Origin of the sequence: Desulfovibrio sp. X2 (assembly GCF_000422205.1) — a bacterium.
GTDB lineage: Bacteria > Desulfobacterota > Desulfovibrionia > Desulfovibrionales > Desulfovibrionaceae > Alkalidesulfovibrio.
Window position 1 is genome coordinate 16155 of record NZ_ATHV01000004.1, and the last position, 13278, is coordinate 29432.

Annotated in this window: 12 protein-coding genes; 9 read left to right on the plus strand and 3 right to left on the minus strand. The window is 68.8% G+C overall.

Features of this window, described 5'->3' with window-relative positions:
- Window positions 1-12: 12 nt before the first annotated feature.
- The 9 genes from nusA (at window position 13) to pnp (ending at window position 9955) form a co-directional block, all read left to right on the plus strand.
- Window positions 13-1416 (plus strand): transcription termination factor NusA, encoded by a 1404-nt coding sequence (nusA, locus tag DSX2_RS01580; RefSeq protein ID WP_020879273.1) that lies wholly within the window; start codon window positions 13-15, stop codon window positions 1414-1416.
- Window positions 1400-1639 (plus strand): YlxR family protein, encoded by a 240-nt coding sequence (locus tag DSX2_RS17890; protein ID WP_084486353.1) that lies wholly within the window; start codon window positions 1400-1402, stop codon window positions 1637-1639. The genes nusA and DSX2_RS17890 overlap by 17 nt, the downstream gene beginning before the upstream one ends.
- Window positions 1632-4469 carry a translation initiation factor IF-2 gene (gene infB / locus DSX2_RS01585; protein WP_020879274.1) on the plus strand — a complete coding sequence of 946 codons (2838 nt, stop codon included), beginning with the start codon at window positions 1632-1634 and terminating at the stop codon, window positions 4467-4469. The genes DSX2_RS17890 and infB overlap by 8 nt, the downstream gene beginning before the upstream one ends.
- Window positions 4470-4706: 237 nt before the next feature.
- A complete protein-coding gene (locus DSX2_RS01590; protein ID WP_020879275.1) occupies window positions 4707-5003 on the plus strand; it encodes a DUF503 domain-containing protein in 297 nt (98 codons plus the stop codon).
- Window positions 5000-5335 (plus strand): 30S ribosome-binding factor RbfA, encoded by a 336-nt coding sequence (gene rbfA / locus DSX2_RS01595; RefSeq protein WP_020879276.1) that lies wholly within the window; start codon window positions 5000-5002, stop codon window positions 5333-5335. Before DSX2_RS01590 ends, rbfA begins: the two co-directional genes overlap by 4 nt.
- Complete coding sequence (locus tag DSX2_RS01600; RefSeq protein ID WP_020879277.1) at window positions 5316-6284, plus strand: bifunctional oligoribonuclease/PAP phosphatase NrnA; 969 nt, start codon at window positions 5316-5318, stop codon at window positions 6282-6284. Before rbfA ends, DSX2_RS01600 begins: the two co-directional genes overlap by 20 nt.
- The gene (gene truB, locus DSX2_RS01605) at window positions 6284-7231 is read left to right on the plus strand and encodes a tRNA pseudouridine(55) synthase TruB (protein ID WP_020879278.1); all 948 of its coding nucleotides are present in this window, start codon (window positions 6284-6286) and stop codon (window positions 7229-7231) included. Before DSX2_RS01600 ends, truB begins: the two co-directional genes overlap by 1 nt.
- A gap of 47 nt (window positions 7232-7278) precedes the next feature.
- Window positions 7279-7548 carry a 30S ribosomal protein S15 gene (rpsO, locus tag DSX2_RS01610; protein ID WP_020879279.1) on the plus strand — a complete coding sequence of 90 codons (270 nt, stop codon included), beginning with the start codon at window positions 7279-7281 and terminating at the stop codon, window positions 7546-7548.
- A 175-nt stretch (window positions 7549-7723) separates the two neighbouring features.
- Complete coding sequence (gene pnp / locus DSX2_RS01615; protein WP_020879280.1) at window positions 7724-9955, plus strand: polyribonucleotide nucleotidyltransferase; 2232 nt, start codon at window positions 7724-7726, stop codon at window positions 9953-9955.
- Window positions 9956-10068: 113 nt separating this feature from the next.
- Here the strand turns inward: pnp and DSX2_RS01620 are convergent, their stop codons facing one another.
- The 3 genes from DSX2_RS01620 to DSX2_RS01630 are packed head-to-tail and all read right to left on the minus strand — an operon-like array spanning window position 10069 to window position 13267.
- Window positions 10069-11397: an STAS domain-containing protein gene (locus DSX2_RS01620; RefSeq protein ID WP_020879281.1), complete on the minus strand. Its 1329-nt coding sequence runs from the start codon at window positions 11395-11397 to the stop codon at window positions 10069-10071.
- A 24-nt stretch (window positions 11398-11421) separates the two neighbouring features.
- Window positions 11422-12159 carry an ATP-binding protein gene (locus DSX2_RS17380; RefSeq protein ID WP_020879282.1) on the minus strand — a complete coding sequence of 246 codons (738 nt, stop codon included), beginning with the start codon at window positions 12157-12159 and terminating at the stop codon, window positions 11422-11424.
- A 1-nt stretch (window position 12160) separates the two neighbouring features.
- Window positions 12161-13267, minus strand: a complete 1107-nt coding sequence (locus DSX2_RS01630; protein WP_020879283.1) for a PP2C family protein-serine/threonine phosphatase — start codon at window positions 13265-13267, stop codon at window positions 12161-12163.
- Window positions 13268-13278 lie beyond the last annotated feature (11 nt).

Below are 13278 nucleotides of genomic sequence, written 5' to 3' on the forward strand. Positions count from 1 at the left end.
CCCGGAGGGGTCATGAGCACGGAACTGAAAAAGGCCATCGACCAGATCAGCAAGGACCGCGGAATCGACCGCGAGCTGCTCGTGGACACGCTGGAAGAGGCGGTGCGTTCGTCCGTCATCCGCAAGTACGGCGAGACCATCGACGTCGAGGTGACGTTCAACGACGACACCGGCGAGATGGAAGTCTTCCAGTTCAAGGTCGTGGTCGACGAGGTCGAGGACCCGCTGTCCGAGATATCCCTCGAGGAAGCCAAGCTGCACGACCCGAACGTGGAGCTGGACGACGACCTGGGCTTTCGGCTCGACGTCATGGACCTGGGCCGCATCGCCGCCCAGAGCGCCAAGCAGGTCATCATCCAGCGCATGCGCGACGCCGAGCAGGAGATCATCTACGAGGAATACAAGGACCGCGTGGGCGAGATCGTCTCCGGCATCATCCAGCGCCGCGACCGCACCGGCTGGATCATCAACCTCGGCCGCACCGAGGCGCTCCTTCCCAAGGAGGAGCAGATCCCGAAAGAGCGCTACAAGCGCGGCGACCGCGTGCAGGGCTTCATCATCAATGTTCTGAAGGAAGGCCGCGGCCCGCAGGTCGTGATCTCCCGTTCGCACCCGGACTACATGACCGCCCTCTTCCGCCGCGAGGTGCCCGAGGTGGCCGACAGCACGGTGCGCATCATGGGCGTGGCCCGCGATCCGGGCAGCCGCGCCAAGGTTGCCGTCACCTCCCGCGACCGCGACGTGGATCCGGTGGGAGCGTGCGTGGGCATCCGCGGCAGCCGCATCCAGGCCGTGGTCCAGGAGTTCCGCGGCGAGCGCATCGACATCGTGGTCTGGCGGCCCGACATCGCCGACTACGCGCGCAACGCCCTTTCCCCGGCGCTGATCACGCGCATCACCGTGGACGAGGACGACAAGCTCCTCGAGGTGGTGGTGCCCGACGACCAGCTGACCCTGGCCATCGGCCGCAAGGGCCAGAACGTGAAGCTGGCCTCCAAGCTGCTGGGCTGGAAGATCGACATCTTCACCGAGACCCGCTACGGCGAGCTGCACGCGGCCCGCGAGGTCCTGGAGCAGGTCGCCTCCGTGGCCGAGATGCCGGTCGAGCGCTTCCTGAACGCGGGCTTCGAGACGCTGGAATCGCTCGCCGAGGCCGAAGAGGAGACCCTGCTGGCCATCGAGGGCATGAGCGAGGAGAAGATCGGCCACATCATGGCCGCCGTCCGCCTGCTCATGCCGAGCAAGCCCGTCGAGGAGGAAGACGCCGAGGAGGCGGATGCGGACGAGGAAGCCGAGACGGTTTCCGAAGAGCCCGCTGCCGAGGCCGCTCCCGAGGAGCCGACCGAGGAGCCTGCCGAGGAGTCGACCGAGGAAGCCGCCGAGGAGCCTGCAAAGGACGATGGCGAGCAAGAGTAATCACGTGCCGCAGCGGACCTGCGTGGTCTGCCGCGGCCGTTTTGAAAAATGGAGCCTTATGCGCTACGTCTGCCCAGGCCGGCCGGACGAGCCGCTCGTTCCCGACCCGGAACAGCGGCTTCCCGGACGCGGCGTGTACTGCTGCGGACGCGAAGAGTGCCAAGCGCGGCTGCCAGCTGTGAAAGGGTGGCGGAAGAAATGCAAGGGGGTTTTTGATGGCTGATATCAAGGTACGGGATCTCGCCGCCGACCTCGGCGTGAGTTACAAGGAGATCCTTCAGGTGCTGCGTGACCTGGACATTCCGGTCAAGAGCCAGGTCAGCACGCTTGAGGAAGACGAGGCCAAGCTGGTTCGCCAGCGCTTCGCCCAGGGCGTGACCGTGACCGAAGTCATCAAGGAGGTCCAGCCGGGAGTCGTGCGGCGCCGCCGCAAGAAGCTCACGGCGTCCGCCTCCGAGGAGGAGGCCCCCGAGGCCGAGGAGGCCGAGGCCGCCGAGGTCGAGGAAGCGCCCGAGGCCGTCGAGGCCGAGGAGGCTGTCGAGGCCGAGGAGGCCCCTGCCGTCGAGGCCGTGTCCGAGGAGGCTCCCGCCGCCGAGGCGGGCGCCGAGGCCAGGCCCGAGGCCCAGCCGACCGCGCGCATCATCAGGCCCGCCCACGCGGAGACGGCCGCCCCCGCCGCCCCCGCCGCCGAGGAAAAGGAAGCCCCCGCCGAGTCCGAGGCCCCCGCAGCCGAAGCCACCGCCGAGGAAGCCGCGCCCGAAGCCCCCGAGGCCGCGCCCGAGGCCGAGGCTCCCGCCCAGGCCGCCGTGGAGTCCGAGACGGAGGCCGCCGCCGAGGCCGAGGCTCCCGAAGCCGCCGAAGCGTCCTCCGAGGAGGACAAGGGCGATCGCCGCGGCAAGAAGAAGGACAAGAAGAAGGAAAAGTTCAGCGGGCCGCAGGTCCGTGTCATTTCGAGGCCCGACCCCTCCGAGGTCAAGGCCCGTCCCGCCGCCCCCGCCGCTCCGGCCGCGCCGGGTCGGGGACGCCCGGGCGCTCCGGCAGCCGGAACCGATGCCGACCGTCCCAAGCGCGACCGCCGCGTGGTGGAATACCGCGACGTGCCGAGCGAGGCGCCCAAGGCCGCCGTGCCGCCGCGCACCCCGGGCGGCGACGCCGGAAAGCCCGGCAAGAAGGGCAAGAAGGGCAAGCGGGGCGAGCGTCCCGGCACCGGCAGGCGCGAGGACTCGGTCCCGGCGCATCTGATGCAGCCCAAGAACCGTCAGGCCGTGCCGCAGCCCATCACCCAGCCCATGAAGGCCGCCAAGCGCAAGATCCGCGTCGAGGACGCCATCCGCGTGGGCGACCTGGCCCACCAGATGGGCATCAAGGCGCCGGAGATCATCCGCGTGCTCATGGGACTCGGCGTGCTCGCGACCATCAACCAGTCCCTGGACATCGACACCGCCACCGTGGTGGCCGGCGAGTTCGGCTACGAGATCGAGAAGGTGGGCTTCTCCGAGGAGAGCTTCATCATCCCGGCCGAGGCCGACAAGCCCGAGGACCTGAAGCCGCGTCCGCCCGTCGTAACCATCATGGGCCACGTCGACCACGGCAAGACCTCGCTGCTCGACGCCATCCGCAGCTCCAACGTGACCGCGGGCGAGGCCGGCGGCATCACGCAGCACATCGGCGCCTACCACGTGGCCACGCAGCGCGGCGAGGTCGTCTTCCTGGACACCCCGGGCCACGAGGCCTTCACCGCCATGCGCGCCCGCGGCGCCGAGGTCACGGACATCGTGGTCCTGGTGGTCGCGGCCGACGACGGCGTCATGGAGCAGACCCGCGAGGCCGTGAACCACGCCCGCGCGGCCAAGGTGCCCATCGTCGTGGCCGTGAACAAGATGGACAAGGAAGGCGCCAACCCCGACCGCGTGAAGCGCGAGCTCTCCGAGCTCGGCCTCATGCCCGAGGAATGGGGCGGCGAGACCATTTACGCCTACGTCTCGGCCAAGCAGCGCCAGGGCATCGACAACCTGCTCGAGCTCATCCTGCTGCAGGCCGAGGTGCTGGACCTGCGCGCCAACCCGGACAAGCCCGCGCGCGGCCACATCGTCGAGGCCAAGCTCGACAAGGGCCGCGGCGCGCTGGGCACCGTGCTCATCTCCGAGGGCACGCTCAAGCAGGGCGACGCCTACGTCTGCGGCCTGCACTGGGGCAAGGTGCGCGCCATGTTCAGCGACCAGGGCAAGAAGCTCAAGAAGGCCGGACCGGCCATGCCGATCGAGGTCCAGGGCTTCGACGGCGTGCCCGAGGCCGGTGACGAGTTCGTCTGCGTGGCCGACGAGAAGGTCGCCCGCCGCATCGCGGAGGAGCGCCAGACCAAGCAGCGCGAGCGCGAGCTGGCCAAGGAGACCAAGGTCACCCTGGAGTCCTTCCTCAAGTCCCGCCCGGACGAGGAGGTCAAGACGCTGAACCTCGTGGTCAAGACCGACGTGCAGGGCTCGCTCGAGGCCATCGCCGACGCCCTGACCAAGGCCAGCACCGACAAGGTCAAGATCAGCATCATCCACTCGGGCGCCGGTGCCATCACCGAGTCCGACATCCTGCTCGCCTCGGCCTCCGAAGCCATCATCATCGGCTTCAACGTGCGGCCCACCGCCAAGATCAAGGAAGTGGCCGAGCAGCAGAAGGTGGAGATCCGCTTCTACGACATCATCTACAAGCTGGTCGGGGAGATCAGGGACGCCATGGCGGGCATGCTCGCCCCGGTGATCAGCGAGAACTACCTGGGCCAGGCCGAGGTGCGCGAGCTGTTCCACATCTCCCGCATCGGCACCATCGCGGGCTGCGGCGTGACCGACGGAAAGATCACGCGCAACGCCAAGATCCGCCTGCTGCGCGGCGGCGTCGTGGTGCACACCGGCGAGCTGTCCTCGCTCAAGCGCTTCAAGGACGACGTCAAGGAAGTCGCCAAGGGCTACGAATGCGGCATCACGCTGCAGAACTTCAACGACCTGAAGGTCGGCGACATCGTCGAGGCCTTCGAGTTCGTGGAGAGCGCGGCCACGCTGTAGCCGCACACCGAATGCGCGCCGGGCGCGCGGACGTCGCATGGACGTCCGCCGCCCGGCGGCCTCCGGGGCCGCCCCCGCGCGGCCGCGAAATACGCGGGCACGGGTGGCGCGGAAACTGAAAACGCGCTAACAGGGACCGGAAGGAAACACTGTTCGCGGCGCGAGGAGCCGGGCCCCGGCATCCGGGACCTTCGGGACGCGCTCCCCTCCCCTCCTCCCCGGCACGGCACGGCACGTATGTACATCGGCGTATTGCGCCTGGAGTTCCATCTCCACGGCAACGACAGCCTGAAGGGAAAGCGCCGCGTGGCGCAGAGCCTGAAGCAGAAGCTCCGCAACAAATTCAACGTGGCCGCCTCCGAGGTCGGCGCGCAGGACGAGCACACGCGCCTGCTCCTGGGAGCCGTGACCTGCGGGCCCGACTACAAGGTCGTGGAGGGGCGGCTGCAGAAGGCACTGAACATGGTCGAGGCGGCCAGCGACGAAGAGCTGGCCGATTCGGACATCGAGATTTTCGACGACGAGGGACGATGAAGCGTTCGACGAGCCGGCGCGCCGACAGAATGAGCGACGCCATCCTGCGCGAGATAGCGCGCCTTTTGGCCGAGGAAGTGGCCGACCCGAGACTCGAGCTGGTCACCGTGAGCGGCGTGCGCATGAACGCCGACTTCTCCGTGGCCGAGGTCATGCTGACCTACAGCGGCGACGAGGAGCGGCACAAGCAGGTCGAGGCGGCGCTCAAGAAGGCCTCGGGCTTTCTGCGCACCCGCCTGGGCAAGGCCTTGCAGATGAAGAAGACGCCCGAGCTGCGCTTCTCCTTCGACGACTACCTCGAGGACATGGTCTATGAGCGACACGAGACGTGAGCTGGCCCGCATCATCGCGGAGCAGAACGACTTCCTCGTGGTCGCGCACACCAATCCGGACGGCGACGCCGTGGGCTCCACGGCGGCCATGGGCTGGATCCTCGAGGCCCTGGGCAAGCGCTATTTCCTCTACAACCGCACGGGCATGCCCCGGGGCTTCGACTGGCTCTCCCTGCCCGCGCCCCTGCTGACCTCCCTGCCCGGCGAAGAGATCGAGTGGATCATCTCGCTGGACTGCGGGGCGCTTTCCCGCGTCGGCCCCGAGGCCGAGGCCGTCTGGCCGGACAAGCACACCATCAACATCGACCACCACCTGGGCAACCCGGATTTCGCGGACTACAACTGGGTCCGCACCACCTACTCGAGCACGGGCGAGATGGTCGCGCGGCTGGCCGAGGAGCTCGGCGTGCCGCTGTCCGGTCCGCTCGGCGAGGCCGTGTACACGGCCATCGTCACCGACACCGGCAATTTCAGCTACGACTCCACCACCACCAGGACCATGGCCGTGGCCTCGCGCATCATGGAGCAGGGGCTGCGCCCCGGTCCCATCAACGCGCGCATCCAGAACCAGTGGTCGCGCGAGCACATCTGCCTCATGCGCGAGGTCCTGGGCTCGGCCGACCTGCTGCACGGCGGCCGCATCGGCGTGATCCGCATCCCGCACGCGGCCATGGCCGCCTGCGGCGCGCTGCGCGAGGACGCGGACGGGCTGATCAACATGCTGCGCCGCGTACGCGGCGTGGAGATCGCCATCGCCCTGCGCGAGGAGACGGACGGCAACATCAAGTTCTCGCTGCGCAGCCACGGCGACGTGAACGTGCAGCAGGTGGCCGCCCTCTTCGGAGGCGGCGGCCACAAAAACGCCAGCGGCGGCACCCTGCCCCCGCCCATGGCGAGCGCCGCGCAGACCATCGTGGACGCCTGCGCCGCGATCCTGCCGGAGGCCTAGTGGACGAGCGCACGCACGCGACATCCGGCGAAGACCGCCCCGCGCCGCAGAAGGTCCGCCTTCCGCAGCTCGACGGCGTGCTCGTGCTGGACAAGCCCGTGGGCCCGACCTCGGCCGACTGCCTGAACCGCATAAAGCGGCTCGGGCAGCGCAAGATCGGCCACGCCGGGACGCTCGACCCCCTGGCCTCGGGCGTGCTCGTGGTGCTCCTCGGCCAGGCCACCAAGCTGGCCACCTTCATCACCGGCGCGGTCAAGACCTACCGGGGGAGGCTGCGCTTCGGCACCACGACCGACACCTACGACATCCAGGGCAAGGTCGTGTCCGAGGCAGACTGTTCGCATCTGACCGCCGCGCAGGTGGAAGCGGCGGTGCTTGACTGGACGCAGGCAAAAGTGCAGGAAGTGCCTGCCTACTCAGCGGCCAAGCATCAGGGAAAGCCCCTGTACGCACTGGCCCGCGAAGGCAAGGACGTTCCTGTCAAAACGAAGGAAATAACGGTCTTTTCGGCCAGGGCACTTGACATTGCCCTGCCGGAGACCGAGTTTCAGGTGTCCTGCTCGGCAGGCACTTATGTCCGCTCCCTGGTCCACAGCCTGGGGACGCGGTTTGGTTGCGGCGCCGTGCTGACCGCGCTTCGGCGCGAGGAAAGCCGCCCGTTCACCCTGGAGAGGGCCGTTCCCTTGCAGAACGTGCTCGACGAGCCCGAAAGGCTGCCCGAATGGGTCATCGGCCTGGCCGATGCCCTGCCGGACTGGCCCCGGGCGCGTCTCACGGCCGAGGAGGCCCACCAGGTGAAGAACGGGGTCAGGCTGCCCACGCGCGGACAGGCCGGGCCCGGCGCCAGGGCGATGTTCCTCGACGAGACGGGAACCCCCCTGGCCCTGGCCGAAAGCACGATCGAATCCGGCGACGTCCGCTGGGCGATCCTGCGCGGTCTCTGGTAGCCGCCTGGTCCCACAACACATTACATCATCAACAAGGAGAGACTGCTGTGGTCATGACGCCCGAGGACAAGAACCGCATCATCGCGGAGTACGCCAAGCACGAGGGTGACACCGGTTCGCCCGAGGTGCAGGTTGCCCTGCTGACCAGCCGCATCACCTACCTGACCGAGCACTTCAAGGTCCACGCCAAGGATTACCACTCCCGCACGGGCCTGCTCAAGCTGGTCGGACAGCGCCGCAAGCTGCTCAACTACCTGAAGAGCAAGGACATCCAGCGCTACCGCGAGCTGATCGGTCGGCTCAACCTGCGCAAGTAGACGACTTCCGGCCGGGACTCCGCGTGGAGTCCCGGCCTTCCCTCCACCCTTTGGAGCGCAGTAGTTGGCTGTGGCGGGTGCTTCGGCCAGGAGCCTCCGCCCGGGCTCGCACCGGAGCCCTCGCCACAGACCAGCTAACGCTCCGAGGGGATACCCCCCAACCAAGGAGCATTGAATGCCCGTTCCCTTCGAAAAGACCAGCCTGACCACCACGGTCGGCGGCATGGACATCACCATCGAGACCGGCCGCATGGCCAACCAGGCCGACGGCGCCGTGTGGGTGCAGTCCGGCGGCACCGTCGTGCTCGTCACGGCCTGCTGCCAGGCCCTCGAGATCGACCGCGGATTCTTCCCCCTGACCTGCAACTATCAGGAGAAGTTCTACGCCGCGGGCCGCATCCCGGGCTCCTACTTCCGCCGCGAAGTGGGCCGTCCCTCGGATCACGAGACCCTGATCTCCCGCCTCATCGACCGCCCGGTGCGTCCGCTCTTCCCCAAGGGCTTCAAGGACGAGGTCCAGGTCATCGCCACGGTCCTTTCGGCCGACCGCGTCTGCAACCCGGACGTGCTGGCCATGACCGGCGCCTCGGCCGCGCTGACCATCTCCTCCATCCCCTGGTCCGGCCCCATCGCCTGCGCCCGTGTGGGCTACGTGGGCGGCAAGTTCGTCCTCTACCCCACCTACGAGAGCATGAACGCCGACGCCACCCTGAACCTGGTCCTGGCCGCCTCGCGCGACGCCGTGGTCATGGTCGAGGGCTCGGCCCAGTTCCTGCCCGAGGATCTCGTGGCGGATGCCATCGCCTGGGGCCACGAGCAGATCCTGCCGCTCATCGACATGCAGGAGGAACTGCGCGCCAAGGTCGGCAAGGAAAAGCGCACCTTCACCCCGCCCCTTGAGAACAAGGAGCTGGTCGAGGCCGTCTTCGAGGCCGCCCGCGCCGACATGACCGAGGCCCTGGCCGTGCCCGAGAAGATGCCCCGCCGCCAGGCCATGGCCCAGGTGCGCGAGAAGGCCAAGGCCTCCCTGGCCGAGCGCTTCGAGGACGACGCGGACTTCGGCAAGCACTTCGAGGAGGCGCTCGGCGCCCTCGAGAAGGCCATCGTGCGCGAGAAGATCAGCACCACGGGCCGCCGCATCGACGGACGCGACCTGACCACGGTGCGCCCGCTCTCCATCGAGACCGGCGTACTGCCGCAGGCGCACGGCTCCTCGCTCTTCCGCCGCGGCGAGACCTCCGCCCTGTGCATCACCACGCTCGGCTCCTCGCGCGACGAGCAGCGCCTCGAGACGCTGGTCGGCGAGAAGACCAAGCCCTTCATGCTGCACTACAACTTCCCGCCGTACTGCGTGGGCGAGGCCCGGCCGCTGCGCGCGCCGTCCCGCCGCGAGGTTGGCCACGGCACCCTGGCCGAGCGCGCCCTGTCCGCGGTCCTGCCCGAGAACGGCGAGTTCCCCTTCACCGTGCGCGTGGTCTCCGAGGTCATGGAGTCCAACGGCTCCTCCTCCATGGCCACGGTCTGCGGCGGCTGCCTGGCGCTCATGGACGCGGGCGTGCCCATCAAGGCCCCGGTGGCGGGCATCGCCATGGGCCTGGCCAAGGTCGGCGAGGAGTACTACGTGCTCACGGACATCCTCGGCGACGAGGACGCCCTGGGCGACATGGACTTCAAGCTCGCCGGCACGGCCGAGGGCATCACCGCCGTGCAGATGGACATCAAGATCTCCGGCATCCCGCAGGAGGTCCTGCGCCGCGCCCTGCACCAGAGCCGCGACGCCCGCCTGCACATCCTCTCCGAGATGGCCACGGTCCTGACCGCGCCGCGCGAGGAGCTCTCCGACCTCGCCCCGCAGTACAAGACCATCACCATCAACCCCGAGAAGATCCGCGAGGTCATCGGCTCCGGCGGCAAGAACATCAAGGCCATCACCGCGGCCACCGAGGCGGACATCGACATCGAGGACACCGGCAACATCAAGATCTTCGCGCCGACCCTCGAGTCCCTGAAGAAGGCCGAGGAGATGATCCTCTACTACGACCAGACCGCCGAGGTCGGAAAGAACTACGTCGGCAAGGTCATCAAGATCATCGACTGCGGCGCCATCGTCGAGATCCTGCCGGGTCTCGAAGGCCTGCTGCACGTCTCCCAGCTCGACGTCGAGCGCGTGGAGAACGTCTCCGACCTGCTCTCCGTGGGCCAGGAAGTGACCGTCAAGGTCGTCGAGGTCCAGGCCGGAGGCCGCGTGCGCCTCTCGCGCAAGGCGTGGCTCATGGAGCAGGCGGGCCAGGAAGTGGACCTCTCCAGCTTCAGCGCGCCCCGTGGCGGCGGACGTGACCGCGGCGGCGACCGCTGCGATCGCGGCGGACGCGGCGGTGACCGCGGCGGACGCGGCGGGCGCAGGTAGCCCGCGCTTCCCGAGCAAAACGAAAAAGACGAAGGGCGGTCCGGAAACGGGCCGCCCTTTTTTCATGCGCTGCTTCGCGCGCTCGGGGAGGAACGGGCTGTCGGCGTGGGGAGCTAGAGGTCGGACTCGCAGACGACTTCGGGGAAGCAGGCCAGGCCGAGGGAGGTGAGCTCGGCGCTCACGGCCTCGGAAGGGGGGGCGAGGAAGCCGATGCTGCCGCCCTTCTCCTGCAGGCTCTTCTGCGCCGCGGCCACGAGCTGCACGAAGGTCACGTCGATGCGCGAAAGCCTGGCCGCGTCCAGGCGCACCTCGCTGCCCTGGGCCACGCACGCGAGCAACGCGGCGCACAGCGCAGCAGCCTCGGCCACGGTGGCCGACTCGCCGAGCTCGCACACGACCTGTCCGTCCGCGCGGCGCACGACAAAGGGACCCGGCAGTTGGTCCAGGGGAGTCTCGTCCGAGGGAATTTCGTCTGCCTCCGTCCCGCCGGCCGCCGATTCCGGCTCGGATGCGGCGGCCGCTGCACGTCCGGTTTCTTTCTCGCTCATGGCATGTTCCTCCCTGGCCGCGTCGGCGGCGGCCGAATCTTCTTCGCCGGAATCGACCTCTCCGGTTCCGGACTGGGCAGGAGCCTGCGCCGGGGCCTGCCCGGACGGCGGATGCGAAAACCCGGGGCCCGAAGGGGCGACGAGCCCGGGCAGGCGGCGCACCTGCTCAGTGGGCACGCCGGTGAGCATGCCCAGTATCTCCGCGTCCACGAAGGAGCCCACCAGGGCCGAAAAGACGCGCGGCGCCCCCGCCTCGTCCGGTTCGTCCAGGCGGCTGCCGAGCACGCACCCCGCTCCGGCCAGGGCAGCGAGCACGTCGCAGACGAGCCCGTCGGCCTCCTCCGGCGGGTCGACGAGTCCGGAAGGGGTGAGCGAAATGTGGTAGAACGACTTGCCCCCGCGAAGCGCAGCGGCCAGGAGCATCTCGTCGCTCTGGAAGACCGCTCCCTCCGGCCCGTCTGCCACCAGAATCCGGCGCTCGGCGGCTCCGTGCGGCAGCAGCCCGGCCAGTTCGCGCGCCACGCTCGATGCCGCCTGGCGCGTGCGGCCTTCCCGGGCCGGTCCCGCGCCGTCCTCCGAGGCCAGCAGGGAGAGGGCGTCGAAGGCGTGCACCAGCGCGCCCTGCACCGCCTCCGAGAAGGGCAGCGTACGGCTGCGCAGCGCGAGGAGCACCCCTTCCGCCTCGCGCGCGAGCTCCGCCACGACCAGGCCGGGCCAGAAGCGCTCCGCCACGGCCGCGAGCGTATGCGCGGAGCGCAGCAGGTTGCCCAGCCGCCCGGAATCCAGCTCCTTCGGGCTCGCGCCGATCTCCGCCACGCCGCTGCCGAAATCGGCCAGCAGCCTCCTCCAGCGCGCGGCCAGGAGGTCGGACACGGGGGCTGTCGCGCCGTTCATGCCCGCACTCCCCTCATTCGGGCCTCATTCGGGAGCCTTGTGGACGGTGAAGTGCCTGGTCAGGCGCATCATGGACAGGATGTCGTAGATGCGCTCCGGGACGTTGACCAGCGTCAGGCTGCCGCCCTTGCCGAGCAGCGAATTGTGCGTGGCCACGAACAATCCCATGCCCAGGGAATCCACCATGCGCACGCCCGTGAGGTCGATGGTCAGGTTGGTGTAGCCCTCGTCGACCAGGGAGGTCAGCTCGTTCCTGACCTCCTCCACGGTCGACGCCACGAGGTCGCGGCCGGGCAGAATGGTCGCCCCGGCCTCGGCCCGTATCACGTCCGACATGCTCCCCCCCTTGCGCACAAGCCGTTTGGTCAGGCTGATCTCGTTGCCGGTCTCGTTGAAGGAGACCTCGTCGAAACATTTCTCGATGAGCGCCAGGCCCCGCCCCACCTCGTTCTCCGGCGGCGGCTCCACGCGAGGCATGGCCCCCCAGTCGAAGCCCTTGCCGGGATCGCGCACCGTGACGGTCAGCTCTTCCCCGCCCGCCTCGAGTTCGCAGAAGACCTTGCGGTCGCCCTGGCTCCCGCAGCCGTGCAGGATGGCGTTGGACAACGCCTCGCGCAGGCCGAGCTGCAGGGAGAAGAGGTCGCCGTCAAGGTGCTCCTCGGACAGGAAGCGCTCGGTCATGCTCCAGATCTGGTCGATGTTGGACAGGCGGGCCGATGACTGGAAAGCCAGGATGTGCGGACGGTGCAAAAGTATCAGCATCTCAGACCTCCACCGCAAGCAGGACGGCATCGTCGTGGAACGGCCCTCCCCGCCCCATGACCGAACGAACGGCCTCGACACTCTCACGCAAAGGGTGCGTCCGGCAAGCGGCGCATGCCTCGAGGAGCTCGGGAAGGCCGGAGGTCAGGTCGCGCTCGGGCGCCTCCACCAGACCGTCGGTGTACATGTAGAGCCGGTCGCCGGGAGAGACGTCCAGGGTCAGGGGGGCGAAGGAGACGGACTCGAAGGGACCGAGGATGTCTCCGCCGGCCTCCAAAAAGCGCGGCTTTGTGCCGTCCGCGGGCATGAGGATGGGCGGCGGGTGGCCGCAGGAAAAGACGCGCAGGCTCGTGCGCCGCGCGTTCAGCAGGCAGTAGCAGGCGGTCAGGAACTGCCCGCGGCGGAGCACGCGGCCGAGCACGCTGTTGAGGTTGCCGAGCGTCTCCGCGGGCGTGAACAGCGGACCGGCGTTCTGCGCGAGCAGCGCCTTGAGCCCCGCGGTGGCGAACGAGGCGGTGATGTCGTGGCCGCTCACGTCTGCCACGAAGTAGCCGTAGCCGCCGCCCACGTCGATGACGTCGTAGAAGTCGCCGCCCGCCTCGAGCACAGGCTCGTAGGAGACCGCGAAGCCCGCCCCGGGCAGGTCCTCGGGCGTGACGAGGATGGCCTTCTGGGCGTCGCGCACCTGGGCCAGACGCTCGGCCTGGGTGCGGATGATCTCCTCGTAGGCGGCCTTGAGCTTCAGCGTGTTGCGGATGCGGGCCAGGACCTCGGGCAGCTCGAAGGGCTTGGTCACGTAGTCCACGGCCCCGAGCTCGAAGCCCTTGACCTTGGTCTCCACGTCGGCCAGGGCCGAGAGCAGGATGACCGGGATGGAGGCCGTGGACGGCTCGTTCTTGAGCGAACCGAGCGTCGAGAGCCCGCTCTCCCCGGGCATCATGATGTCGAGCAGGATGAGATCGGGGCAATGCGCGCCCGCCATCTCACGAGCCTCCCGGCCGCTTGCGGCCAGGAGGCTTACGAAACCCTCGCCCCGGAGCATTCGCTCCAGGGTGAAACGGTTCAGCCGTTCGTCGTCGACGACGAGGATGACGGGCTTTTCGCGCATCGTTCCCGCGC